Annotated in this window: 24 protein-coding genes and 1 pseudogene; 13 read left to right on the top strand and 12 right to left on the bottom strand. The window is 63.4% G+C overall.

Going from position 1 to position 25,527, the window contains the following annotated elements; all coding sequences use genetic code 11:
* Positions 1–16: 16 nt before the first annotated feature.
* The 4 genes from trpB to PverR02_RS00205 all read left to right on the top strand — a co-directional run bounded on the left by trpB (position 17) and on the right by PverR02_RS00205 (position 4,464).
* Complete coding sequence (trpB, locus tag PverR02_RS00220; protein ID WP_017848984.1) at positions 17–1,243, top strand: tryptophan synthase subunit beta; 1,227 nt, start codon at positions 17–19, stop codon at positions 1,241–1,243.
* Complete coding sequence (gene trpA / locus PverR02_RS00215) at positions 1,244–2,053, top strand: tryptophan synthase subunit alpha (protein WP_046381551.1); 810 nt, start codon at positions 1,244–1,246, stop codon at positions 2,051–2,053. It abuts the gene before it with no gap.
* 137 nt (positions 2,054–2,190) lie between these two features.
* Positions 2,191–2,631: an anti-virulence regulator CigR family protein gene (locus PverR02_RS00210; protein ID WP_057004935.1), complete on the top strand. Its 441-nt coding sequence runs from the start codon at positions 2,191–2,193 to the stop codon at positions 2,629–2,631.
* Positions 2,632–2,805: 174 nt separating this feature from the next.
* On the top strand, positions 2,806–4,464 hold the full coding sequence (locus PverR02_RS00205) for a BBE domain-containing protein (protein ID WP_079442549.1): 1,659 nt from the start codon (positions 2,806–2,808) through the stop codon (positions 4,462–4,464).
* Between the two features lie 41 nt (positions 4,465–4,505).
* On the opposite strand, the gene PverR02_RS00200 is transcribed toward PverR02_RS00205, so the two are convergent.
* The 6 genes and pseudogenes from PverR02_RS00200 to PverR02_RS00175 all read right to left on the bottom strand — a co-directional run bounded on the left by PverR02_RS00200 (position 4,506) and on the right by PverR02_RS00175 (position 9,972).
* Positions 4,506–5,810: an MFS transporter gene (locus tag PverR02_RS00200; RefSeq protein ID WP_046381554.1), complete on the bottom strand. Its 1,305-nt coding sequence runs from the start codon at positions 5,808–5,810 to the stop codon at positions 4,506–4,508.
* 175 nt (positions 5,811–5,985) lie between these two features.
* Entirely contained in the window at positions 5,986–7,134 is a 1,149-nt protein-coding gene (dgoD, locus tag PverR02_RS00195; RefSeq protein ID WP_003170741.1) for a galactonate dehydratase, read from the bottom strand.
* 48 nt (positions 7,135–7,182) lie between these two features.
* Entirely contained in the window at positions 7,183–7,803 is a 621-nt protein-coding gene (locus PverR02_RS00190; protein WP_017848979.1) for a 2-dehydro-3-deoxy-6-phosphogalactonate aldolase, read from the bottom strand.
* Between the two features lies 1 nt (position 7,804).
* Positions 7,805–8,764 carry a 2-dehydro-3-deoxygalactonokinase gene (locus tag PverR02_RS00185; RefSeq protein WP_079442548.1) on the bottom strand — a complete coding sequence of 320 codons (960 nt, stop codon included), beginning with the start codon at positions 8,762–8,764 and terminating at the stop codon, positions 7,805–7,807.
* Between the two features lie 176 nt (positions 8,765–8,940).
* Positions 8,941–9,018 (bottom strand): annotated as a pseudogene (locus tag PverR02_RS00180) (DOPA 4,5-dioxygenase family protein); the annotation flags it as partial.
* 3 nt (positions 9,019–9,021) lie between these two features.
* Positions 9,022–9,972, bottom strand: a complete 951-nt coding sequence (locus PverR02_RS00175; RefSeq protein WP_079442547.1) for a choline sulfate utilization transcriptional regulator — start codon at positions 9,970–9,972, stop codon at positions 9,022–9,024.
* Positions 9,973–10,075: 103 nt separating this feature from the next.
* Here PverR02_RS00175 and betC point away from each other — a divergent pair, with 103 nt between their 5' ends.
* The 3 genes from betC to PverR02_RS00160 all read left to right on the top strand — a co-directional run bounded on the left by betC (position 10,076) and on the right by PverR02_RS00160 (position 14,258).
* Positions 10,076–11,590, top strand: a complete 1,515-nt coding sequence (betC, locus tag PverR02_RS00170; RefSeq protein ID WP_079442546.1) for a choline-sulfatase — start codon at positions 10,076–10,078, stop codon at positions 11,588–11,590.
* Positions 11,591–11,605: 15 nt separating this feature from the next.
* Positions 11,606–12,529, top strand: coding sequence for a choline ABC transporter substrate-binding protein (choX, locus tag PverR02_RS00165; protein WP_079442545.1), 924 nt, complete (start codon positions 11,606–11,608; stop codon positions 12,527–12,529).
* Between the two features lie 160 nt (positions 12,530–12,689).
* Positions 12,690–14,258 carry a SulP family inorganic anion transporter gene (locus PverR02_RS00160; RefSeq protein WP_057004929.1) on the top strand — a complete coding sequence of 523 codons (1,569 nt, stop codon included), beginning with the start codon at positions 12,690–12,692 and terminating at the stop codon, positions 14,256–14,258.
* A 52-nt stretch (positions 14,259–14,310) separates the two neighbouring features.
* Here the strand turns inward: PverR02_RS00160 and aroE are convergent, their stop codons facing one another.
* Positions 14,311–15,129 carry a shikimate dehydrogenase gene (gene aroE, locus PverR02_RS00155; protein ID WP_079442544.1) on the bottom strand — a complete coding sequence of 273 codons (819 nt, stop codon included), beginning with the start codon at positions 15,127–15,129 and terminating at the stop codon, positions 14,311–14,313.
* A complete protein-coding gene (gene hemF, locus PverR02_RS00150; protein WP_079442543.1) occupies positions 15,129–16,061 on the bottom strand; it encodes an oxygen-dependent coproporphyrinogen oxidase in 933 nt (310 codons plus the stop codon). Before hemF ends, aroE begins: the two co-directional genes overlap by 1 nt.
* 160 nt (positions 16,062–16,221) lie before the next feature.
* On the opposite strand from hemF, the gene PverR02_RS00145 reads away from it, so the two are divergent.
* Positions 16,222–17,199: an NADPH:quinone reductase gene (locus PverR02_RS00145; RefSeq protein ID WP_079442542.1), complete on the top strand. Its 978-nt coding sequence runs from the start codon at positions 16,222–16,224 to the stop codon at positions 17,197–17,199.
* A gap of 53 nt (positions 17,200–17,252) precedes the next feature.
* Here PverR02_RS00145 and PverR02_RS00140 read toward each other — a convergent pair whose 3' ends face one another.
* The 3 genes from PverR02_RS00140 to PverR02_RS00130 all read right to left on the bottom strand — a co-directional run bounded on the left by PverR02_RS00140 (position 17,253) and on the right by PverR02_RS00130 (position 19,799).
* Positions 17,253–17,810, bottom strand: coding sequence for an L-threonylcarbamoyladenylate synthase (locus tag PverR02_RS00140; protein ID WP_079442541.1), 558 nt, complete (start codon positions 17,808–17,810; stop codon positions 17,253–17,255).
* Between the two features lie 54 nt (positions 17,811–17,864).
* Positions 17,865–18,959 carry a DNA-processing protein DprA gene (dprA, locus tag PverR02_RS00135; protein ID WP_057004927.1) on the bottom strand — a complete coding sequence of 365 codons (1,095 nt, stop codon included), beginning with the start codon at positions 18,957–18,959 and terminating at the stop codon, positions 17,865–17,867.
* Between the two features lie 63 nt (positions 18,960–19,022).
* Positions 19,023–19,799 (bottom strand): hypothetical protein, encoded by a 777-nt coding sequence (locus PverR02_RS00130; protein WP_057004926.1) that lies wholly within the window; start codon positions 19,797–19,799, stop codon positions 19,023–19,025.
* 135 nt (positions 19,800–19,934) lie between these two features.
* On the opposite strand from PverR02_RS00130, the gene def reads away from it, so the two are divergent.
* The 5 genes from def to PverR02_RS00105 all read left to right on the top strand — a co-directional run bounded on the left by def (position 19,935) and on the right by PverR02_RS00105 (position 24,498).
* A complete protein-coding gene (gene def / locus PverR02_RS00125; RefSeq protein ID WP_017848967.1) occupies positions 19,935–20,441 on the top strand; it encodes a peptide deformylase in 507 nt (168 codons plus the stop codon).
* Between the two features lie 69 nt (positions 20,442–20,510).
* Positions 20,511–21,464 (top strand): methionyl-tRNA formyltransferase, encoded by a 954-nt coding sequence (gene fmt, locus PverR02_RS00120; protein WP_079442540.1) that lies wholly within the window; start codon positions 20,511–20,513, stop codon positions 21,462–21,464.
* Entirely contained in the window at positions 21,461–22,771 is a 1,311-nt protein-coding gene (gene rsmB, locus PverR02_RS00115; RefSeq protein WP_079442539.1) for a 16S rRNA (cytosine(967)-C(5))-methyltransferase RsmB, read from the top strand. The genes fmt and rsmB overlap by 4 nt, the downstream gene beginning before the upstream one ends.
* Before the next feature lie 22 nt (positions 22,772–22,793).
* The gene (gene trkA, locus PverR02_RS00110) at positions 22,794–24,167 is read left to right on the top strand and encodes a Trk system potassium transporter TrkA (RefSeq protein ID WP_017848964.1); all 1,374 of its coding nucleotides are present in this window, start codon (positions 22,794–22,796) and stop codon (positions 24,165–24,167) included.
* 19 nt (positions 24,168–24,186) lie between these two features.
* Positions 24,187–24,498: a tetratricopeptide repeat protein gene (locus PverR02_RS00105; RefSeq protein ID WP_079442538.1), complete on the top strand. Its 312-nt coding sequence runs from the start codon at positions 24,187–24,189 to the stop codon at positions 24,496–24,498.
* Between the two features lie 123 nt (positions 24,499–24,621).
* On the opposite strand, the gene PverR02_RS00100 is transcribed toward PverR02_RS00105, so the two are convergent.
* A complete protein-coding gene (locus PverR02_RS00100) occupies positions 24,622–25,509 on the bottom strand; it encodes a lysophospholipid acyltransferase (RefSeq protein ID WP_079442537.1) in 888 nt (295 codons plus the stop codon).
* Between the last annotated feature and the right edge of the window lie 18 nt (positions 25,510–25,527).

Genomic DNA, 25,527 nt, shown 5'->3' with positions numbered 1-25,527 from the left:
TTTCCTGGAGCGTCCCATGACTCAGTCCCAGACCGATCTACGCAACGGCCCTGACGCCAACGGCCTGTTCGGCGCATTCGGCGGCCGCTACGTCGCCGAAACCCTGATGCCGTTGATCCTCGACCTGGCCCGCGAGTACGAAGCGGCCAAGATTGATCCTGCGTTCAACGAGGAATTAGCCTACTTCCAGCGCGACTACGTCGGTCGACCAAGCCCGCTGTATTTCGCTGAGCGCCTGACGGAGTTCTGCGGCGGCGCCAAGATTTACCTCAAGCGCGAAGAGCTGAACCACACCGGCGCGCACAAGATCAACAACTGCATCGGCCAGATCCTGCTGGCGCGGCGCATGGGCAAGAAACGCATCATCGCCGAGACCGGCGCCGGCATGCACGGTGTGGCCACCGCCACCGTGGCCGCGCGTTTCGGCCTGCAATGCGTGATCTACATGGGCACCACCGACATCGAGCGCCAACAGGCCAACGTATTTCGCATGAAGCTGCTGGGCGCTGAAGTGATCCCGGTGGTCGCCGGCACCGGCACTCTGAAAGACGCGATGAACGAAGCCCTGCGCGACTGGGTGACCAACGTCGACGACACGTTCTACCTGATCGGCACCGTTGCCGGCCCGCACCCTTATCCTGCAATGGTGCGCGACTTCCAGTCCGTGATCGGCAAGGAAACCCGCACCCAGCTGCAAGCCCAGGAAGGCCGCCTGCCGGACAGCCTGGTGGCGTGCATCGGCGGAGGGTCCAACGCCATGGGCCTGTTCCACCCGTTCCTGGATGACAGCAGCGTCGAGATCATCGGCGTCGAAGCCGCGGGCTTTGGCATCGAAACCGGCAAGCACGCCGCCAGCCTCAACGGCGGCGTACCGGGCGTACTGCACGGCAACCGCACCTTCCTGCTGCAGGACGACGATGGCCAGATCATCGACGCCCACTCGATTTCCGCCGGCCTCGACTACCCCGGCATCGGCCCTGAGCACGCCTGGTTGCACGATATCGGCCGCGTCCAGTACACCTCGGTGACCGACCACGAAGCGCTCGACGCCTTTCACAAATGCTGCCGCCTGGAAGGGATTATTCCTGCACTGGAAAGCGCCCACGCCCTGGCCGAAGTGTTCAAACGCGCACCGACCCTGCCGAAGGAACACCTGATGGTGGTCAACCTGTCCGGCCGTGGCGACAAAGACATGCAGACCGTTATGCACCACATGGAACAGTCCCAGCAGGAGAAACACTAAATGAGCCGCCTGCAAACCCGCTTTGCGCAACTCAAGCAACAAAACCGCGCCGCCCTGGTGACCTTCGTCACCGCCGGCGACCCCGGTTACGACACCTCGCTGGCGATCCTCAAGGGCTTGCCCGCTGCCGGTGCCGACGTGATCGAGCTGGGCATGCCCTTCACCGACCCGATGGCCGACGGCCCGGCCATTCAACTGGCCAACATCCGCGCGCTGAGCGCCAAGCAGAACCTGGCGAAAACCCTGCAGATGGTGCGCGAGTTCCGCAAGGACAACAGCGACACCCCGCTGGTGCTGATGGGTTACTTCAACCCGATCCACAAATACGGCGTGCCGGCCTTTATTGCCGACGCCAAGCAAGCCGGGGTCGACGGCCTGATCGTGGTCGACCTGCCGCCCGAACATAACGGCGAGCTGTGCGACCCGGCCCAGGCGGCAGGCATCGACTTTATCCGCCTGACCACGCCGACCACCGACGACGTGCGCCTGCCGACCGTGCTCAACGGCAGCTCGGGCTTTGTGTACTACGTGTCGGTAGCCGGTGTGACCGGTGCCGGTGCCGCCACCCTGGAACATGTCGAAGAAGCCGTGGCCCGCCTGCGTCGCCATACCGACCTGCCGATCAGCATCGGTTTCGGTATCCGCACGCCGGAACAAGCGGCCGCCATCGCGCGCTTGGCCGATGGTGTGGTGGTGGGTTCGGCGCTGATCGATCACATCGCCAACGCCAGCAACGACCAGCAAGCCATCGACGGCGTGCTGAGCCTGTGCGCGGCGCTGTCGGAAGGTGTCCGTAACGCACGTAAGTAAGCGCCTCGTATGCAGTAGGTAAAGTTCCTGATACACAGGAATCAACCGGCAACACCGTGGCCTAAACAACAAGACCAAGGGATTTCGAACCGTGTTCGCAATCCCTTTTTTTGTATGTGTGCCCCGAGGAATTCCCGATGAAAATGCGCAAATCCGTGATTGCTGGTTGTGGCGTCCTGGTGCTTGCCGCCAGCGCCCTGGTGCAAGCCGCGCCGCCTGACCAGCGCGGTGACGACCGTGGCGGCCCACAAGACCAGCACGAGCAACGTGGCGACGACCATCGCGGCCCGCAGGACAACCATCGCGGCGGCCCACCCCAGGACTTCGGCCCGGTGCGCCAGATCATCCACGACAACCACGGCCAATTCGGCCGTGGCGCGCCGCCGCCGCCGAATGTGCGCCTGGTCCGTGGCCGGCCGCTGCCCCACGGCTACTACGGCGAACGCCTCGACAACCGCGCCCTGGCACGCCTGCCGTACTACGAGGGTTACGAATGGCGCCGTTCGGGCCCGGACGTGGTGCTGATCGCAGTGGGCACCGGTATCGTCTACGAGATTCTGGAAGGCGTGTTGAACTGACGCCACGGTTCCGCGATTTCTTCCGCTAGGCTTAAGGGGCGAACCGTTCGTTCCCCCTTAATCCACTTCATGCCTATTGCCGTCTAACCACCTCAGCAAGCCCCGGTATTTCTTGCGCTCCCGGTCGTTAAGTTAGCCGCATCAGAAGTCATTCTTGGCTCTATGGAGTACATCATGGCATTTGATCTCATCACCGAATCGGACCGCCGTCACGCCACCTTGCAAAAAGGCTTCAACCTGCGCTGGCCGTTGGGCAACGTGCAGGGCCAATCCTCGCCCAACGGCGCCAACCTGATTTACCTCTGTTACAGCCCCCAGGACATCATCGACGCCGCGGCGCAGGCCCTGGCCGTTGCCAATGGCCGGATTACCGTGCGCAGCGGCGGCCACTGTTACGAAGGTTTCGTCGCCAACAAGATGCCCAACAACCCCAATGAGGTATTGGCGATTCTGGATATCGGGCAAATGAAGCAACTGGACTACGACGCCGACGGCCAACTGCACTCCCAGTTGATGCCGACCTTGCCCTATCGCTACCGCTTTCGCCTGGAGGCCGGCGGGCAGAACTGGGACGCCTACGTCGCACTGTACACGTTGGCCAACAAGACCCTGCCCGGTGGTTCGTGTTATTCGGTGGGCCTGGGCGGGCACATCTGCGGTGGCGGCTATGGCTTGCTCTCGCGCAAACACGGCCTGGTGTGCGACTGGCTGTCCGGTGTCGATATTCTGGTGCCCAACGCCCAAGGCAACGGCCTGACAGCGCGTCATGTCTGCCGGGAGAGCACCGACCCGGACGAACTGGACCTGTTTGCCGCGTGCTGCGGTGCCGGCGGCGGGCAGTTCGGGATCATCACCAGTTATTACTTCAAGGACCTGCCGGACGCCCCCAAGGAGGTGCTTTGGCTGGTACTGGAATGGGACTGGGCGATGCTGACCAAACCGGCGCTCGAGCGATTGCTGGTGGCCTATCAAGCCTGGTTCGCCCAACATCAGGCCGACCCGGACACCTGGGGCCTGGCGACCAAGCTGGAAATGCGCCACCAGCACACCGGCAACGTCACGCTGGGCATTCACTACGTGGACAAAGACGGCGAGTTGAACGATCAGGCGCCCTTCGACGATTTTGTCACGACGATGCTGGACGCCATCGGCATTGCCGCCAGCGAATCGGTGACACCGTTTCACGTGATCCACCTGCCGCGAAGCAACCCCACCGGGCGTGTCATCAACTCCTTGAGCACGGCGCGGGCCGTCGTGCGCCGCCTCGACTGGCTGCCGTGCCAGCAAACCCTCAACGGCTCCGGCGACAACCAGCGCGGGCGCTATAAGTCGGCCTATCAGAAAGGCATTTTCACGCCGCAGGTGTTATCCGCGATCTGGACCACACTGACCTGGCCCGACCCGGCGAACGTGTTGACCCAAAGTCTCATACAGATCCAGTCGTTCGGCGGGCGCATCAACCAGCCAGATCCGGCGGTTCGGCGCGAATCATCCGCGGCCCAGCGCGGCTCTTTCCTCAAGTGGCAACCGCAGTGTTATTGGCGCGATGCCAGTGCCGCCACCGACCAGGCACATGCCGATTGGATTCAGGGGCTGTTTTTCAACGCCTTCGCCAACGATCAAGGCGTGCCGCTCAACGCGGAGTTCGAGGGCTGCTACATCAATTACCCCGACCTCGACATGACACACCTCGGCGGCAACCCGGCGAACGCCAAGAACCCCCAGTGGTACACGGTTTTCTTCCCCGACCTGATCATCGAAAGCCGCCTGCGGCGTACCAAGCAGCGCTGGGACCCGCTGAATATATTCCGCAACGAAATGTCGGTGCCGTAAGCCGCAAATAAAAACGGGCGACCCCAAGGTCGCCCGTTTTTTTACAACTCGATCCGTTCGACCTTGCCCACCAACAAGATGTAGGAAAGCGCCCCGAGCAACGCCAGCACTGCGATATAGGTGATTGCCGGTGCGAACGAATCGCCGCTGGCCAGGAAGCCAATCACGATCGGCGTGGCAATCGCCGCCAGGTTGCCGATGAAGTTGAACACGCCACCGGTCAAGCCGAGCAAGCGAGCGGGTGCCAAGGTCGACACCAGCGACCAGGTGATCGACGCCAGGCCATTGCCGAAGAACGCCACCGCCAGGAACGCAATCACCCAGGCCGTCGAATCCACGTAGTTGGCGCCAATGATCGCGGTGGAAATCAACAGCCCGCCAATGATCGGCAACTTGCGCGCAAAGCCCACTGATGCGCCGCGGCGAATCAACCAGTCGGAAAAAATCCCGGAGCACAGCACGCCGACAAACGCCGCGAGGAAGGGCAGGGAAGCGAGCAGGCCGGATTTGATGAAGTCCATCCCGCGATATTTCACCAGATAGGTCGGGAACCATGTCAGGAAGAACCACAGCGTGGAGTTCAGGCAGAACTGCCCCAGGTAGATGCCCCAGAGTTTGCGCTTGCTCAGCACGATGCCCAGGTCGACCCAACTGAACGGTGCCTTGGTGGTTTGCGCCTGCATGTCCACCAGCCCGCCGCCGGCACGGATCAGTTCGATTTCAGCGGCGTTGGCGCCTTTGAAGTCCTTCGGCTCGCGGTACACCGCGTACCAGATCAGCGCCCAGAGGATGCCGACGCCGCCGGTGGTGACAAACACCATGTGCCAGCCGTAGTGGTGCTGTAACCAGGCCAGCACCGGGGTGAGAAACGCCAGCCCGACGAACTGGCCGGAGGTGTAGAAGCCAATCGCCGTGGCGCGCTCACGCTCGGGGAACCACGTGGTGACCACGCGGCTGTTGATCGGATAGGCCGGCGCTTCCAGGGCGCCCACCGCCATGCGCAGGACAAACAGCGCGATGAAGCTGGCCGCAAAGCCGAGCATCACAGTGGCGATGGACCACAGCAGCAGGGCCACGGTGTAGAGGATGCGCGGCGGCACCCGGTCGACCAGCCAGCCGCCGGGGATTTGCATGGCGGCGTAGGTCCAGCCGAACGCCGAGAAAATCAGCCCGACATGCACCGGGTCGATGCCCAGGTCGCTGGTCAGGGCCGGGGCCGCGATCGACAGGTTGCTGCGGTCGAGGTAGTTGATCACCACGGTGATAAACAGCAGCACCATGATGAAGTAGCGCTTTCTGCTAGGCGTGACTAAAGAAGCCTGCCCGGTGAGGGATTCAGGGTGCATGGGGTTGTCTCTTCTTATGTTTATTGAGGACGGACTTACTGACCAAACCAGCTCAAATGTGGGAGGGGGCTTGCCCCCGATAGCGGTGAACCAGCCGCCGAAGATGTCGACTGACACTCAGCTATCGGGGGCAAGCCCCCTCCCACATTTTTTGCCACATTTTTTCAGGCAGACATCACCACTCGGCAAAACTGCCGTCGGCATGGCGCCAGATCGGGTTGCGCCAGCGATGGCCGATGGCCGCGCGTTCGATCACGTATTCCTCGTTGATCTCGATGCCCAGGCCCGGCCCGTTGGGGATCTTCACGAAGCCCTGGTCATAGTCGAACACGCCCGGGTCGCGCACGTAGTCGAGCAGGTCGTTGCTCTCGTTGTAGTGAATGCCCAGGCTTTGCTCCTGGATAAACGCGTTGTAGCAGACCGCGTCCAGCTGCAGGCAGGCGGCCAGCGCGATCGGGCCCAGCGGGCAGTGCAGCGCCAGGGCCACGTCGTAGGCTTCGGCCATGTTGGCGATCTTGCGGGTTTCGGTGATACCGCCAGCGTGGGAAGCGTCCGGCTGGATGATGTCGACGTAGCCTTCGCTGAGCACGCGTTTGAAGTCCCAACGCGAAAACAGGCGCTCGCCCAGGGCAATCGGGGTGCTGGTCAGCGGTGCGAGTTCTTTCAGCGCTTCGTAGTTTTCGCTGAGTACCGGCTCTTCGATGAACATCAGTTTGTACGGGTCCAGCTCTTTCATCAGCACCTTGGCCATGGGCTTGTGTACGCGGCCATGGAAGTCGACGCCGATGCCCACGTTGGGGCCGACGGCATCGCGCACGGCGGCGACGTTGGCCAGCGCCAGGTCGACTTTTTCGAAGCTGTCGACGAACTGCAATTCTTCCGTGCCGTTCATTTTCACCGCAGTGAAGCCACGGGCCACGGCCTCTTTGGCGGCGCGGGCGGTGTCGGCGGGGCGATCGCCGCCGATCCACGAATACACGCGAATCTTGTCACGCACCTGGCCGCCCAGCAGGTCGCTGACCGACACGCCCAGGGCCTTGCCCTTGATATCCCACAGCGCCTGGTCGATGCCGGCCAGCGCGCTCATATGCACGGCGCCGCCGCGATAGAAACCGCCGCGATAGAGCACGGTCCAGATGTCTTCGATATTGCGTGGGTCTTTGCCGATCAGGTAGTCGGACAGTTCCTCGACCGCAGCCGCCACCGTGTGGGCGCGGCCTTCGACCACGGGTTCGCCCCAGCCGGTGACGCCCTGGTCGGTCTCCACTTTGAGGAAGCACCAGCGCGGTGGGACGATGAAGGTAGTCAGTTTGGTGATTTTCATCTTCTTATCTCTCTTGTCGATGCAGCGCCCAAGGCGCCAAGCTTGCGATCAGTTCAGGGCGTTCCAGGCCGCGACATACGCCTGGGCACTGCTCGCCACCTCGGCCACGGACATGCCCGGCTTGAACAATCCGGACCCCAGGCCAAAGCCTCTGGCGCCGGCGTCGAAATACACCTGCATGTTGGCCGGGCTCACGCCGCCGACCGGCAGCAACAGCGTGCCCGCCGGCAATACCGCCAGCCACGCCTTGATCACCGCCGGGCCCATTTGCTCGGCGGGGAACAGTTTCAATACGTCGGCGCCTTCGGCCAGCGCGGCGAACGCCTCGGTCGGGGTGGCCACACCTGGCGACAGGTACAGGCCGGCGGCTTTCGCGGCACGCAAGACCTTGGCGTCGCTGTGGGGCATCACGATCACCTGGCCACCGGCGGCCTTGACCTGCTCGACCTGCGCCGGCGTCAACACCGTGCCGGCGCCGATCAGGCAATCGGCGGGCAGGCTGTCACGCAGGGTGCGGATGCTGGTGTAAGGGTCCGGCGAATTGAGCGGGACTTCGATCACGCGAAAACCGGCGCGGTACAGCACCTGGCCAATCGCCTCGGCTTCGTCCGGGCGCACGCCGCGCAGGATCGCGATCAAACCGTTTTGCGTGAGTGCTTGCTTGAGCATGTCAGGCCTCCATTGCTGGTTGAATGAGCCCGGCGGCCAGGGCCAACTGCCAGAGGCCGCGTTCGCTGGCCTCTTGCGCCAGGCTGACGTGGGCGAAGCCGCAGAGGCCGAGGGCACGCTGGTAACGTGTACAGAGCGGTGCGGCGCCGACCAGGATGATCGGCTTATGTTCGGCGGCACCGGGCAAGCCGGCGAGTTCATGGCCGATCAACAGACCGGAAAGGTAGTCGGGCTGCTGGTCCGGGGCGAGTTCGCCGGTCAAGCCCAGGGTGCGTGCGCTGAACAGCGTCGACAGCACGCCGCGCTGGCCGTCTGCCGACAGCGCCACGCGCACGCCGCGGTCGAAAGCCGCCGCCTGGAAGTGTTCGGCGGGTTGTTGGGTGCGCCCGAGCAGGCTGTGCTTGCTCAGCACCGCGAACAGCTCGCCGGTCATGAAGGTGTCGAAATGGGTGATACAGCCATCGACCACCTCGACCCATTTGGAATGGCTGCCGGGCAGGCCGATCAAGACCTCGGCGCCAAGGCCTTGCAGCACGCCGAGTACCTGGGTTTCTTCGCCGCGCATCACGTTGGGCAAGCCGACCTGCTCGATCACGCCGGGCACGATATGCACATCGACGCCGCGCAGACTGCGTACGCGGTGCAACGCTTGGCCGAGGCTGGCGACGTCGACCGGGGTGTTGCGGTAGGCCGCTTCGCTCCAGCCCTGGGCGCTGCCGACCATGCCGCAGGCGATCACCGGCAAGCCCGGTTGCGCGTCGAGCCAATCGCCACAGGCCGCGTCGAACGCCAACTCGAAGCCATCGCTGCAGCAAACGCCGGCAATCTCCCGGGGCTGGCTGGGCAGGTGCATGATCCCCGACGCCAACGCACGTTGTTCCAGCACCACGCCTGCGGGGCCGAGTTTATAAGCACGAAGGGAACTGGTTCCCCAATCGAGCGCGATCAATTGCGCCGGCATCGCTTCACCTGAAATGAGTGGGTGCTGAAAAAAGCAGATGGGCGAATATAAACCTATGCTCGGCGATATCTCAATATATAAATATCAATCCCATATATTGGAATGAATCGAGATAAATCCTACAACCACTCCGCCTTTTACTGCGGGAACGGCCAGGCTTTATCTGATAAGAGAGGTTAAAAAGCCGACAGATTCAGTTCGCGCATCGCACCCATCCAGATCGCGTACTCGGTGTGGTCCTTCAGGTCATCGCCCCCCTAGACCGCAATCGACGGCAGGGCCAGCCCGGTCAGCGACTGTGCACTGCGCGCCTGCTCCGCCACCAGCCAGTCGACGAACCGCTCGACCAACTGCCCCCGCCGTTTGCGCTGCGGCTGCACCACGTAGTAGCCGAAGCGTGAGATCACCGTGTCGCCGATCGGCCGGCACAGCCACTTCTGTTCCAGCAGGTTGTCCACCAAGTGGCGCCAGCCGATGGCCACGCCCTGGCCGGCAATCGCGGCCTGGATCAACAGGGTGTAGTTATCGAAGCGCAGTTGGCCGGGGGTCGGTGCGCTGGTAATGCCCAGTTCGCGGAACACGCCGCTCCAGTCGAACCACTGGCTGGTGTGTTCCTGGCGCAGGTGCAGCAAGGGGCAGTCGGGCAAGGTCTGCACGGTCAGCGGCGTGGCCTGGTCCTTGAGCCATTGCGGGCTGCACACCGGGAACACTTCTTCATTGAACAGCCACAGGCTGTCGCCCTGCTTGAAACGGCCGTCGCCAAACAGCACCGCCACGTCGATATCGCTGCGCAACGTGGCGTGATTGCGCTCGCTGGTCACCAGGCTGACGTCGACCTGGGGGTTGGCCGCATGGAAGCGATGCAGGCGCGGCATCAGCCAGTAGGCGGCGAAGGCGAAGTCGGTGGCCACTTGCAGCACTTCGTGCTGGTCCTGCTGGGTGATCGCGCTCAGGCCCTGGTTGATGGTCTGCAAACCGCCCTGGACATGTTCGAACAGCAGCGCGCCGGCGTCGGTCAGCTCGATGCCACGGTAGATGCGATCAAACAGGCGGATCGCCAATTGCTCTTCGAGGCGCTTGATCTGCTGGCTGATGGCCGGTTGGGTGGTGCCCAGCTCCATCGCCGCAGCGGTAAAACTGCGGTGGCGCGCCGCCGCTTCGAACGCCCGGAGCAAATCGAGGGATACATCGCCGAAGGCTTTATACATAAGCTGTACTTATCCTAGACATTGCCTTTCATGGGCTTTACCCCATTTTCCATGGGCTGCATGCTCATTCGCATAAACACCGCCTATGGAATGCCGAAGACCCATGAAGCGCAAGAACATTCTTTTCATCATGGCCGATCAAATGGCCGCGCCGATGCTGCCGTTCTACGGACCTTCCCCGATCAAGTTGCCGAATCTCAGTCGCCTCGCCGCACAAGGCGTGGTGTTCGACGCCGCCTACTGCAACAGCCCACTGTGTGCGCCGTCGCGCTTTACCCTGGTCAGCGGCCAGTTGCCGAGCAAGATCGGCGCCTACGACAACGCGGCAGATTTCCCCGCCGATGTGCCGACGTATGCCCACTACCTGCGTCGTCTCGGCTACCGCACCGCGCTGTCGGGCAAGATGCATTTCTGCGGGCCAGACCAGTTGCACGGTTACGAAGAGCGCCTGACCAGCGACATCTACCCCGCCGACTATGGCTGGGCGGTGAACTGGGATGAGCCGGACGTGCGCCCCACCTGGTACCACAACATGTCCTCGGTGCTGCAAGCCGGGCCGTGCGTGCGGACCAACCAACTGGATTTCGACGAAGAGGTGGTGTTCAAGGCCCAGCAGTACCTGTTCGACCACATTCGCGAGGGCGGCGACCAGCCGTTCTGCCTCACCGTGTCGATGACCCATCCCCACGACCCGTACACCATTCCCAAACCGTTCTGGGATCTGTACGACGACAGCGACATCCCATTGCCCACAACCCCGGCCCAGGGCGATCTCGACCCGCACTCCCAGCGCCTGCTCAAGGTCTACGACCTGTGGGACAAGCCGCTGCCAGTGGACAAGATCCGCGATGCGCGCCGCGCCTACTTCGGTGCCTGCAGTTACATCGACAGCAATGTCGGCAAGCTGCTGCAGACCCTGGAAGACACCGGCCTGGCCGACGACACCCTGATCATTTTCTCCGGCGACCATGGCGACATGCTCGGCGAGCGCGGCCTCTGGTACAAAATGCACTGGTTCGAAATGGCCGCCCGCGTGCCGCTGCTGATCAGCGCGCCGGGGCAGTTCGCGGCAGGCCGTGTGACCCAGGCGGTCTCCACCGCCGACCTGTTGCCGACCCTGGTGGAACTGGCCGGCGGCGAACTCGAACCGCTCTTGCCCATGGACGGCCGCTCGCTGGTCCCGCACCTGCAAGGACAGGGCGGGCACGACGAAGTGTTCGGCGAATACATGGCCGAAGGCACCCTCAGCCCGCTGATGATGATTCGCCGTGGCGCCTACAAATTCATCTACAGCGAAGACGACCCCTGCCTACTGTTCGACATACACAACGACCCGCGCGAGCAGGAAGAACTCAGCCAATCGCCGCAGCATCGGGCGCTGTTTGCCGCCTTTCTGCTTGAGGCGCGGGCCAAATGGGACATCCCGGCGATCCACCAGCAGGTGCTCGCCAGTCAACGCCGTCGCCGCCTGGTCTACCAAGCGCTGACCCAGGGCAAGCTGAAGAGCTGGGATCACCAGCCGCTGGTGGACGCCAGTCAGCAATACATGCGCAACCATATCGACCTCGACGACCTGGAGCGCAAGGCACGTTATCCACAACCCTGCCAAAACCAATAAAACAGAGGGAAGGCCATGCAAAAATTGACTGTGGTGCTGGGCGTAATGGGCATGGCGGCGTTGAGCAGCGCCACCGTGTACGCAGACGCCGGTTGTGAGACGGTGAGGATGGCCGATCCCGGCTGGAGCGATATCGCCGCCACCAATGCCGTCGCCGGTTTTCTGCTGACGGGCATGGGTTACAAGCCCAAGGTCGACACCCTGGCGGTGCCGATCACCTTCGGCGGGCTCAAGGACGGCCAGGTGGATGTGTTCCTGGGTAACTGGATGCCGGCGCAGCAAGGTTTCTACGACAAATTCGTGGCCAACGGCGATGTGGTGCAGTTGGCGAAAAACCTCGACGGCACCGAATTCACCCTGGCTGTGCCGGACTATGTGTGGGACGCCGGGGTGCATGACTTTGCCGACCTCAACCCATTCGCCGACAAGTTCGACAAGAAGATCTACGGCATCGGCTCCGGCGCGCCAGCGAACCTCTCGCTGCAGGAGATCATCAAGAAGAACGACTTCGACCTGGGCCAATGGAAGCTGATCGAGTCCAGCGAACAGGCGATGCTCGCCGAAGTCTCACGGGCGGTGAAGAAACAGCGCTTCATCACCTTCCTCGGCTGGACCCCGCACCCGATGAACGTGCAGTTGAAAATGCATTACCTCAAGGGCGGCGAGAAGTACTTCGGCGACACCGGCAGCGTGTATACCCTGACGCGCAAGGGTTATGCACAAGCCTGCCCGAACGTAGGAAAACTGCTGACCAACCTGAGTTTCACCCAGGCGATGGAGAACAGCATCATGGCCGCGGTGGTCAACAACAAGGTCAGCAACGCGGATGCGGCGAAGGCGTGGATCAAGGCCAACCCTGCGGTACTGGAGCAGTGGCTCGACGGCGTGAAAACCGTGGACGGCCAGGATGCATTGGCGGCCGTAAAAGCCAAGCTCTAAAGCCCACCACTATCCAAATGTGGGAGGGAGCTTGCTCCCGATAGCGGCGGATCAGTCACTACATCATTGACTGTCAGTCCGCGATCGGGAGCAAGCCCCCTCCCACAAAAAGCCGGTGTGTACTGATACCCTGAGCCAAACCTTTCAACCCGAGTTTGCGATGCCCCGGCCCAACCGCCACACACTCTTCCCCTTCCTCAGTTGGCTGCCGCGCCAAACCCGCGCCAGCGTCGGCCGGGACGCGATCGTCGGCCTCAGCGGCGCGGTGCTGGCCTTGCCGCAGTCGATTGCCTACGCGCTCATCGCCGGTCTCCCACCGGAATACGGCCTGTACGCCGCGATCATCCCGGTGCTGATCGCGTGCCTCTGGGGTTCGTCCTGGCACCTGATCTGCGGCCCCACGGCGGCGATTTCCATCGTACTCTACGCCAGCGTCAGCCCCCTGGCCGTGCCGGGTTCACAGGACTACATCACCTTGATCCTGCTGCTGACCTTCCTCGCCGGGGTGTTCCAGTGGTTGCTCGGCCTGCTGCGCTTCGGCGCGCTGGTGAATTTCATCTCCCATTCGGTGGTGCTGGGGTTCACCCTCGGCGCCGCCGTGGTGATTGCCCTCGGCCAACTGCCCAACCTGTTGGGCCTGGATTTGCCGAGCCAGGCCACGGCGATCAACAGTCTGATGACACTGATCGAGCACGGCGGCGAGTGGGACCGCGCCTCACTCGCCCTGGGGCTCGGCACCTTGCTGGCGGGCGCGCTGCTCAAGTACCTGCTGCCGCGCTGGCCGACGCTGTTGATCACGCTGGCGCTGGGCAGCCTGGCCGCCTGGCTGTGGCCGGCGATATTCGGGCAGGTGGCGCTGGTCAGTGCGTTTATCGGCAAGCTGCCGCCATTCAGCCCGTTGCCGCTGGACCTGGACATGCTCTTGCGCCTGCTGCCCAGCGCCGTGGCGGTGGGTATGCTCGGGCTGGTGACCAGCCTGTCGATCGCGCGCTCGCTGGCGGCGCGCTCACAGCAATTGCTCGACGCCAACCAGGAAGTTCGAGCGCAGGGTTTGTCCAATATCGTCGGCGGATTTTTCTCCGGCTACCTGTCGGCCGGTTCCTTTACGCGCTCCGGCCTCAGCTATGAAGCAGGCGCCTGCTCGCCGCTGGCGGGGGTGTTTTCCGCCCTGTGGGTGGCGTTGTTCGCACTGTTTGGTGCAGCGCTGATCGCACATATACCGATCCCGAGCATGGCCGCGAGCATCCTGCTGATCAGTTGGGGCCTGGTGGATCATCGGGGCATTCGCGCGTTGTTCCGGGTCAGTCGCGCCGAGTTTGTGGTGATGAGCCTGACCTGCATCGCCACGTTGCTGCTGGAGCTGCAAACCGCGATTTACGCCGGAGTGCTGGCCTCGCTGTTTTTCTACCTCAAGCGCACCTCGCAGCCGCGGGTTCAGCAATGGCGCGACGGCGAGGAAGAGGTGTTGCGGGTCGGTGGCTCGATCTTTTTCGGCGCCAGCCATTACCTGCAGGTTCGCCTGCAAAGCCTGCAGAGTGAGCGGGTGGTAATCGAAGCGCAGCAGATCAACTTTATCGACTATTCCGGGGTGGAGATGCTGCACCAGGAAGCGCGGCGATTAAGGGCGATGGGCCGTAGCCTGACCTTGCGCCGGGCCAGGCCGCAGGTCGTCGAGGAGTTGAAAAAGCTGGAAGGCGCCGACAATTGCCCCATCCATTTCGAAGACTGAATGCGGTCAAACAGGTGGGAGGGGGCTTGCTCCTCCCACCTTTCGAGTTGCTTCAAGCCAATTGGCGGCGCAGTTCAGCCAACACCGGCGCCGAATCCGGACGCACGCCGCGCCACAGGAAGAACGCTTCCGCCGCCTGCTCCACCAGCATGCCCAGACCATCCATCGCCACCACCGCGCCGTGTTCCGTGGCCCAGCGGCAGAATGCGGTCGGTTCCTTGGCATACATCATGTCGTAGCAAAACGTTTTGCCCGGCGCGATCAAGCTGCCTGCAATCGGCGGTACATCGCCTGACAGGCTGGCGGAGGTGGCATTGATGATCACGTCCACCGGCTCACACAGCCAGTCGAAACTACTGGCAGACACCGGGCCCAAATCGTCGAACAACTCGGCGAGCATTTCGGCTTTTTCCACGGTGCGGTTGGCGATGATCAGCGACGCCGGCCGCTCGGCCAGCAACGGCTCTAACGCCCCGCGCACTGCGCCGCCAGCGCCGAGCAAGAGGATGCGTTGCCCTTGCAGGTGCAGCCCGGCATTCACCGTCAGGTCGCGCACCAGGCCGGCGCCGTCGGTGTTATCGCCCAGCAGGCTGCCATCGGCCAGCTTGCTCAGGGTGTTCACCGCCCCGGCGCGCTCGGCGCGTGCGGTGAGGGTGTCGGCCAGGCGGTAGGCGTCTTCCTTGAACGGCACCGTGACGTTGGCGCCACGGCCTTGTTGAAAAAACTCACGGGCAAACCCGATGAAATCCTCGAGCGGCGCAAGCAGAGCGCTGTAGTCCAGTTGCTCGCCGGTCTGCTCGGCGAACATGCGGTGGATCAACGGCGACTTGCTGTGGCCGATGGGGTTGCCGAACACCACATAACGGTCCATCAGACCGCCGCCTTGGGCGCAGCCACGCCGAGCCAGTCGCGGTCTTGCAGGAAGTAGTCGGTGAGGCGCGCTTCTTCGCTGCCGGCCTCGGCTTTCCAGTCGTAGCTCCAGCGCACCTGGGGCGGCAGCGACATCAGGATCGACTCGGTACGCCCGCCCGACTGCAGGCCGAACAAGGTGCCACGGTCGTAGACCAGGTTGAATTCAACGTAGCGACCACGGCGGAATTCCTGGAATTCGCGCTGCTGTTCGGTATAGGCCTGGGCCTTGCGGCGCTGCACGATCGGCAGGTAGGCGTCGATGTACGCATCGCCGATGGCACGGATGAAGGCGAAGCAGGTGTCGAAGTCCCACTCGTTCAAGTCATCGAAGAACAGGCCGCCGATGCCGCGCGGTTCGTTGCGATGCCTGATGTAGAAGTAGGTGTCGCACCAGGCCTTGTAGCGCGCATAAACGTCGGCGCCGAACGGCGCACAGGCCTGTTCGGCCACGCGGTGCCAGTGGATGCAGTCTTCTTCGTTGGCGTAATAGGGCGTGAGGTCGAAGCCGCCGCCGAACCACCACACCGGCTCTTCACCTTCTTTTTCAGCGATGAAAAAGCGCACGTTGGCGTGGGAAGTCGGTACATGCGGGTTGTGCGGGTGAATCACCAGCGACACCCCCAGCGCTTCAAACCCGCGCCCGGCCAGCTCGGGGCGATGCGCGCTGGCGGACGGCGGCAGGCCGCTGCCAAACACGTGGGAAAAGTTGACGCCGCCTTTTTCGATCACCGTACCGTTTTCAATCACACGGGTGCGACCGCCGCCGCCGGCTGGCCGGGTCCAGGCGTCTTCGATAAAGCGAGTGTCCGTCTCGAAGGTTTCCAGGGCGCTGCAAATACGGTCTTGCAGATCAAGCAGATAGGCTTTAACAGCCTCGGTGCGGGTAGTCATGGCATCACCTTGAATCGGGCAAAGCTACGCGAGGCCATTGGGCGTCGGCGGCAAATGGGCGCACAGGATACCACCGCACTCAACTCCGTCGCAGTTGACGAAGATCAAGCTTAGGAGTCCGATAGGGCGCTACCCGAATTCGAACCCAGGAGAAGTGCAGATGGCCAAACGTATCCAGTTCAGCGCCCATGGCGGCCCCGAGGTGCTTGAGTATGTGGACTACACGCCAGCAGAACCTGGCCCACAGCAGGTTCGGGTGCGCAACGCGGCCATCGGCCTGAACTTCATCGACACCTACTATCGCAGCGGCTTGTACGCGCCGCCGGCCTTGCCGTCGGGCCTGGGCGCCGAAGGTGCCGGTGTGGTCGACGCCGTGGGCAGCGAGGTCAGCCAATTCAAGGTCGGCGACCGCGTGGCCTACGGCAGCGGGCCGTTGGGTGCCTACAGCGAACTGCACGTGTTGCCCGCAGCCAACCTGGTTCACCTGCCGGACGACATCAGCTTCGAACAAGCCGCCGGCGCGATGCTCAAGGGCCTGACCGTGCAATACCTGCTGCGCCAGACCTATGAGTTGAAGGGCGGCGAAACCATCCTGTTCCACGCCGCAGCCGGTGGCGTGGGCTCCCTGGCCTGCCAGTGGGCCAAGGCCCTGGGCGTGAAGCTGATCGGCACGGTCAGTTCGCCGGAAAAAGCCGCCGTGGCCAAATCCCACGGCGCCTGGGCAACCATCGACTACAGCAAGGAAAACGTCGCACAGCGCGTGCTGGAATTGACCGACGGCAAGAAATGCCCGGTGGTGTACGACGGCGTCGGCAAGGACACCTGGCTGACCTCGCTGGACTGCGCAGCGCCCCGGGGGTTGGTGGTGAGTTTCGGTAACGCCTCGGGCGCGGTGGACGGGGTGAACCTGGGGATTCTGGCGGCCAAGGGCTCGCTGTACGTCACCCGGCCGACCCTGGCGACCTACGCCAGCAACCCCAAGAACTTGCAGGCCATGGCCGATGATCTGTTCTCGATGATCCAGAGTGGCAAGGTACGCATCGATATCAACCAGCGCTTCTCGCTGGCGGAAGCGGCCAAGGCGCAGACCGAGCTGTCGGCGCGGCGCACGACCGGGTCGACCATTCTGTTGCCGTAAGGCTTGGGATTTCGGCGTGGCTAAGGCTTGCCCGCGATAGCCACGCCGCGGTCTCAGGACGGCCGCACAACCTCACCCGTCACCAGATCGCGAATCAGGCTCGGGTTCTTGCGCCCACCGAGGGCGCCACCCAACACCAGATCGACCTGGCCACGGAAGTACTGCTCGACGCGAATCCGCGTGCGGGCGGCCGGGCGGCCCTGGGGGTTGGCCGAGGTGGAAATCAATGGCCCGACCAATGAGCACAAGTCACGCACCAGCGGATGGTCGCTGACCCGCAGCGCCACGGTGTCATGCTCCCCCGTGACCCATTCCGGCAACAGGTCCTGATGAGGCACCAGCCAGGTGTTCGGCCCCGGCCAGGTACTGGCCATGCGGTCGATCCAATCCTGCGGGAAGTCTTCGAAGAGAAAATCGAACTGGCGGACAGTATCCGCGACCAGGATCAGGCCCTTATCCACCGAGCGGTTCTTGATCGCCAGCAGCCGGTCCACCGCCGCTTCGTTCCACGGGTCACAGCCCAGGCCCCAGACCGCCTCGGTCGGATAGGCAATCACCGCGCCTGCGCGAATTTCTCGTGCGGCTTCCAGCACACGCCACCTGTTGACCATTACTCACTCTCCGGACTAAAGCTCTGCGCAGTTTACCGATCTTCCCTGCAAAACCTAGCAGCGCGCGAGCCAACGCCCGCTTTCGCAGATCACCTGGCCTTCCAGCTCCAATTCAGTGAGGCTCGCCAGCACCTGGGACAACGGCCGCCCGCTGGCAATCGCCAGGGCTTCGCTGGTGTGGGGCGCCGCATGCAGCAGTGCGACCAGTGGATGAGTCGCCGGCAGCGGCACCGGACACGGCAGCGCCTGCCAGCCGCGCAAGCCTTCAAGAATGTGCTCGATGGTTTCCACCAACACCGCGCCGTCGCGGATCAGCTGATGACAACCCTTGGCTGCGGGATGATGGATCGAGCCGGGAATCGCGTACACCTCGCGCCCTTGCTCGGCGGCGAGCCGCGCGGTGATCAGCGAACCGCTGGCGATGCCGGCTTCCACCACCAGCACGCCCAGCGACAGACCACTGATGATGCGGTTGCGCCGGGGGAAATTGCCGGCCTGGGGCGCGGCGTCCAGCGGAAACTCGGAAACCACCGCGCTGCCCTGGGCAATCATCGCGGCCGCGAGGCGTCGGTGGCGCTGTGGATAAAACTTTTCCAGGCCGGTGCCGAGTACGCCGATGGTCTGCCCGCCGACCTCCAGGGCCGCTTGATGCGCCGCGCCGTCAATGCCCAGGGCCAGGCCGCTGGTGATGACAAACCCAGCACTCGCCAGGCTGCGGGAAAAGGCGGCGGCGGTGTCCATGCCGGGGCGCGATGCGCGACGGCTGCCGACCATGGCCAACTGGGGTTTTTCCAGGATCGCAGGGTCGCCGGCGACGAATAACAACGGCGGTGCGTCATCGATCTGGGCCAGCAGTGCGGGGTACTCAGGCTGGTCCCACATCAGCAAATGCTGGGCCGGACGCGCCAGCCAGGCCAATGCGACACTCGCGCCCTCGCGGACTTCATGGCTGCGCCGGGCCTCGGCGCTGACGGCGGGCAAGCCGAGCGAACGCCAAGCGCTGGCCGGCGCGCTGAGCGCTTTCGAGGCGCAGCCGAACGCGTCGATCAACCGGCGAAAACGCTTCGGGCCCAGTTCCGGCAGCCTGTGCAAGCGTAGCCGGGCTTCCAGTTCTGCCGGGGAAATTTCACTGCTGTTTATCGGATACATCTGATCATCCTTGACCGGAACAAGCTGTGGATAACTCTGTTGGTAACTTATTTAGCAGCCTATTTATTGCGTTTGACGGGCCGTCTCGAAACGGTCCATCACCGCCAGTGGCCGCGAGGCATTGAGGACCAGGCCGTAACTGAGTTTTTCGTAGGTGCGAAACACCAGCAGCATGCCGCCGTACTCATCGGCCAGCTTCACCGGAGCGCCGCTGAGAGCGTCGCGTACCGTGGCGCCGGTCTTGATCACATTCAGCCGTTGGCCGTCGACCAGGCCGTCGCGGCGGCCTTTATTCAGGGTCACGGCATCCAGCACGCCGATCTGCGTCACGCCCTTGGGCACGTCGATGATGCGCCCTTCGATAAACGGCGCGGCCTGCGGGCCTTCCAGGCTGGCCAGCGCAACCGGCGGTTCGGCACGCAGCAAGCGGTCGCCGGGGCGCACTTCCTGGGTAACCCGTTGTACGGCAAGGGTGGTCAGGTCGCCGGCCATCACCCAGTGCGCGGTGCCGATGTCGTCGGCGTGGATACCCAGTAACTCCTGGGTTTTGGGGTCGGTGTAGACCTTGCCTCGGCGGAAAATCCCATAGCTTGGCTGGGCCGGGTCCAGGACGCCGCGGGCATGCACGCGCTCGCCATTGGCCCCCAGCACGCGCCCGGCCTCTGCCGCGACAACGTAGGGCGCGTTATCGAGATCGAGGGGCGAATCGAGGATGCGATTGTGTAACAAAAATCGCTGGATGGCCTGTTGCGTCGGTTGATCCAGGCGCGGGCCGGGCGATGGAAGCAGGGCCTGGGCGAACGGCGCCCAGAGCAGCAAGACGAGTAGCGATTTCCTCATGGGGTGAATCTCCTTTATTATGTACGTTCGCGTGAAACGCCATAGCCTTCGCGGCTTCCGAGCGTTCCACACCGGCCGTGCGGGTCCATCCCTACGCCGATTTGCCTTTACCTCACATGTGCAGCAATTACGCTTATGGCTATTTTGAACATCCTCGAATTCCCCGACTCGCGCCTGCGCACGATCGCCAAACCGGTGGCCGTAGTGGACGATAAGGTTCGTCAGTTGGTCGATGACATGTTTGAAACAATGTATGAAGCCCCGGGCATCGGCCTCGCCGCGACCCAGGTCAACGTGCATCAGCGTGTCGTGGTGATGGACCTGTCCGAAGATCGCAGCGAGCCACGGGTGTTCATCAACCCCGAGTTCGAAGCGCTGACCGACGAAATGGGCGAATACCAGGAAGGCTGCCTGTCGGTGCCGGAGTTCTACGAGAACGTCGAGCGCCCGGTGCGCGTGAAGATCAGGGCCCTGGACCGCGACGGCAAGCCCTTCGAGCAGGTTGCCGAAGGCCTGCTGGCGGTGTGTATCCAGCACGAATGCGACCACCTCAACGGCAAGCTGTTTGTCGATTACCTGTCCACGCTCAAACGTGACCGGATCAAGAAGAAGCTGGAAAAAAAGCACCGCCAGCAAGCTTGATGCCCTTCTTCCAAAGGCTTGCTGCGGCAAGCCTTTTTCTTTTGTGACTGCTTTTAACCGAGAACGCCCATGACCGAGCCACTGCGCATTGTTTTTGCCGGCACACCCGAATTTGCCGCCGAACACCTCAAGGCCCTGCTCGCCAGCCCTTATGACATCGTCGCGGTGTACACCCAGCCGGATCGCCCGGCCGGTCGCGGGCAAAAACTGATGCCGAGCCCGGTCAAGCAACTGGCGCTGGAGCACCACATTCCCGTGCTGCAACCGCCGACCCTGCGCAACGCCGAGGCCCAGGCCGAGTTGGCCGCGCTGAAACCGGACCTGCTGGTGGTGGTGGCCTACGGCTTGATCCTGCCCCAAGTCGTCCTGGACATCCCGCGCCTGGGTTGCATCAACAGCCATGCCTCGCTGCTGCCACGCTGGCGCGGTGCGGCGCCGATCCAACGCGCCGTGGAAGCGGGCGACAGCGAAAGCGGCGTGACCGTGATGCGTATGGAAGCGGGCCTGGATACCGGCCCGATGCTGTTGAAAGTCAGCACCCCGATCACCGCCGAAGACACCGGCGGCAGCCTGCACGATCGCTTGGCCGAGATGGGCCCGCCGGCCGTGATCCAGGCGATTGCCGGGCTCGCTGCCGGCACCCTCGAAGGCGAGGAGCAGGACGACAGCCTGGCGACCTACGCGCACAAACTGAACAAGGACGAAGCGCGCCTCGACTGGAGCCGCCCGGCCGTGGAACTGGAGCGCCTGGTGCGCGCGTTCAACCCGTGGCCGATCTGCCACAGCACCCTCAACGGCGAAGCCTTGAAGGTGTTGGCTGCCACCCTGGCCGACGGCAAGGGCGCCCCCGGTGAAATCATCGGTGCCAGCAAGGACGGCCTGCTGGTCGCCTGCGGTGAACAGGCGCTGTGTCTGACGCGTCTGCAATTGCCCGGTGGCAAGGCGCTGAATTTCAGCGATTTGTTCAACAGCCGTCGTGAGAAATTTGCCGTAGGCACGCTTCTCGGGGTGGCCGCCCAATGAACCCGCGTCTGGCCGCCGCCAAGGCCCTGGCCGCCGTGCTCAACGGCAAGGCTTCGCTGAACAGTTCGCTGCCGACCCAGTTGGATAAGGTCGAAGACCGTGATCGCGGTTTCACCCAGGACCTGGCCTTCGGCACTGCGCGCTGGCAGCCACGGCTGTCGGCGCTGGCAGCCAAGCTGCTGCAAAAGCCGTTCAAGGCGGCCGATGCCGATGTAGAAGCGCTGCTGCTGGTAGGCCTCTATCAATTGCTCTACACCCGCGTGCCGGCCCACGCCGCCATCGGTGAAACCGTCGGCTGCGCCGAAAAGCTGAAAAAGCCCTGGGCCAAAGCCCTGCTCAACGCCGTGCTGCGCCGCGCCCAGCGCGAAAGCGAAGCGCTGCTGGCCGAGCTGGAACATGACCCGGTGGTGCGTACCGCTCACCCGCGCTGGCTGCAAAAATCCCTGAAAGCCTTCTGGCCCGAGCAATGGGAAGCCATCTGCGCGGCCAACAATGCACACCCGCCGATGATCCTGCGGGTCAACCGTCGCCATCATCGCCGCGATGCTTATCTGCAATTGCTGACCGATGCGGGCATCGCGGCCACGCCGTGCGTGTACAGCACCGATGGCATCGTGCTCGAAGCCGCCACCGACGTGCGCAGCCTGCCGGGCTTCGCCGAGGGCTGGATCAGCGTGCAGGATGAAGCCGCGCAACTGGCGGCCGACCTGCTCGACCTGGCCCCAGGCCAGCGGGTGCTGGACGCCTGCTGCGCCCCCGGCGGTAAGACGTGTCACATCCTGGAGGTCGAAAAAGACCTGGCCGGCGTCGTCGCCGTCGACCTGGAAGCCAAGCGCCTGGTGCGCGTGCGGGAAAACCTCGCACGCCTGGGCCTGAGCGCCGAGCTGATCGCCGCCGATGGCCGCGACACCGCCACCTGGTGGGACGGCACGCCGTTCCAGCGCATCCTGCTCGACGCGCCGTGCTCCGCCACCGGCGTGATCCGTCGCCACCCGGACATCAAGCTGACCCGCCAACCCGACGACATCGCCGCCCTGGCCGTGCTGCAAGGCGAACTGCTCGACGCGTTGTGGCCGACCCTGGAAGTCGGCGGCATCCTGCTCTACGCCACCTGTTCCACCTTGCCCACCGAGAACACCGAGGTCATCGAAGCCTTCCTCGCCCGTACCAGCGGCGCGCGCGAGCTGGACCTCGCCACCGCAGCCGGCATCAAGCAGCCCCACGGGCGCCAATTGCTGGCACAGGAAGGCGGACACGATGGCTTCTACTACGCCAAACTGATCAAGATCGCCGCCGCACGCGGCTGAACGGTTCAAAGGGAGTGACCGGATGAAAATCATCATCCTCGGGGCAGGGCAGGTCGGTGGCACGCTGGCCGAGCATTTGGCCAGCGAAGCCAACGACATCACCGTGGTCGACACCGATGCCGAGCGCCTGCGCAACCTGGGCGACCGCCTGGACATTCGTACCGTGCAGGGTCGTGCGTCGTTTCCTACGGTGCTGCGTCAGGCGGGTGCCGACGATGCCGACATGCTGGTGGCCGTAACCAACAGCGACGAGACCAATATGGTCGCGTGCCAGGTCGCCCACACGCTGTTCCACACCCCGACCAAGATCGCCCGGGTGCGTGAAGCCGCCTACCTGACCCGCGCCGGCCTGTTCGACAACGACGCGATCCCGGTGGACGTGCTGATCAGCCCGGAGCAGGTGGTCACCCATTACATCAAGCGCCTGATCGAGATTCCCGGCGCGTTGCAGGTGATCGACTTCGCCGACGGCAAAGCGCAACTGGTCGCCGTGAAGGCCTATTACGGCGGGCCGTTGGTCGGCCAGCAACTGCGCCAACTGCGCGAACACATGCCGAATGTGGAAACCCGCGTCGCGGCGATTTTCCGGCGTGACCGGCCGATCCTGCCCCAGGGCGACACGGTGATCGAGGCTGACGACGAAGTCTTCTTCATCGCCGCCAAAGCGAATATTCGTGCCGTGATGAGCGAAATGCGCCGTCTCGATGAGACGTATAAACGCATCGTCATCGCCGGCGGCGGGCAGATCGGCGAACGCTTGGCCGAGGCCATCGAAAGCCGCTACCAAGTGAAGATCATCGAGATGAGCCCGGCGCGCTGCCGGCATCTGTCCGACACCCTCGACAGCACTGTAGTCCTGCAAGGCAGCGCCTCGGACCGCGACCTGTTGATGGAAGAAAACATCGCCGACGCCGATATCTTCCTGGCCCTGACCAATGATGACGAAGCCAACATCATGTCATCGCTGCTGGCCAAGCGGCTGGGGGCGAAGAAGGTGATGACCATCATCAATAACCCGGCGTATGTCGACCTGATCCAGGGCGGCGATATCGACATCGCCATCAGCCCGCAGTTGGCGACTATCGGCACCTTGCTCACCCACGTGCGCCGTGGCGATATCGTCAGCGTCCACTCCCTGCGCCGCGGCGCGGCGGAAGCCATCGAGGCGATCGCCCATGGCGACTCGAAGTCGAGCAAGGTGATCGGCAAGGCCATCCGCGACATCGGCTTGCCGCCGGGTACCACCATCGGTGCGATCATTCGCGATGAAGAAGTGATCATTGCCCACGACGACACGGTAATTGCCACCGGCGACCATGTGATCCTGTTCCTGGTGGATAAAAAACATATCCGCGATGTGGAGAAGCTGTTCCACGTGGGGTTGAGCTTTTTCTGATCAAACGGAGTACACCGACATGCTCGAATCCCTGGAGAAAATGCTGGCCAAGGGTGTGGATAACGCCCTGCTGCGCTTTGGGCTGGGCAAGGGTTATCTGGACCTGAAGGACAACGCCAAGGCCGCCGAGCATCTGCACAAGTGTGTCGAGTTTGATCCGAAGTATTCGGCGGCGTGGAAGTTGTTGGGGAAGGCGCACGTAGGATTGGGTGACCGTCCCGCTGCGCGACAGGCCTGGGAGAAGGGGATTGCGGCGGCTCAGGCCCATGGCGACAAGCAGGCCGAGAAAGAAATGACGGTGTTCCTGAAAAAACTCGACCGCAAGGCCTAAGCGGAACTCAAATGTGGGAGGGGGCTTGCCCCCGATAGCGGAGGTTCAGTCAAATATGCATTGGCTGACACACTGCTATCGGGGGCAAGCCCCCTCCCACATTGGTTTTGGGTTGCCTTTGAGTCAGTACCACCGCGCCTCACCCGGCGGGCGTTTCTTGAAGCGCTTCATGCTCCACATGTACTGGCTCGGGTAGGCGCCGACATAACGCTCCACCACCTTGCTCATCGCCGCGCAGGAGGTGGCGGTGTCGGTGCTGTACATGTCTTCCGGCGCTGCTTCCAAGATCACTTTGTAGCCTGAACCGTCCGGCAGGCGCAGGGCATGCAGGAATACGCCGACCGCCTTGTGGCCCGCGAGCATGTTCGGCACGAACTTGCTGGTCAGCGCCTGGGTGGCGAAGAACGGCACGAAGATCCCCGCCGATTCAGCCGGCTCCGGGTCGGCTGGAATGCCCACCTGGCCGCCCTTGCGCACTTCCTTGATGACACTGAGGATGCCTTCCTTGGTGGACGCCGCCACGCGGTTACCCAGTTGCACGCGTTGCTTGCGCAGCAGGTCATCCACCGCCTTGAGCTTCGGCGGGCGGTAGAAAATGATCGGTTTGCACTGGCTGCAATAGAAGTGGTTCAACACCTCCCAGTTGCCCAGGTGGCTGGTGATACCGACCACGCCTTTGCCCGAGGCCAGGGCTTCGTGGAGGACTTCCAGGCCTTCGACTTCGCGCACCAGGTCGATGGAGCGCTGGGCCGGCCAGATCCAGGCGCAGGCGCTTTCGGTCAGGGACTTGCCGATGTCCATCAGGCTGCGGCCCACCAGGCGCTCGCGCTCGGCCGGGTCCATGTCCGGGAAGCACTTTGAGAGGTTGATCCGCACCGTGTCGCGGGAGCGGTTGGGGGTTTTCCACATGATCCAGCCAATCGCCGAACCTACGGTTTGCACGGCGCGCCAGGGCAGCAGGGCAAACAACCGGAGAGCGCCTACCAGCAAGGCGCCTTTAAACTTTTCCACAGGTCACTCCTGATCGTG

Source organism: Pseudomonas veronii (assembly GCF_002028325.1).
In the GTDB taxonomy this organism is placed as follows: domain Bacteria; phylum Pseudomonadota; class Gammaproteobacteria; order Pseudomonadales; family Pseudomonadaceae; genus Aquipseudomonas; species Aquipseudomonas veronii.
The sequence above is the reverse complement of the archived record's forward strand: the minus strand, read 5'-3'. Positions and strand labels throughout refer to the sequence as shown.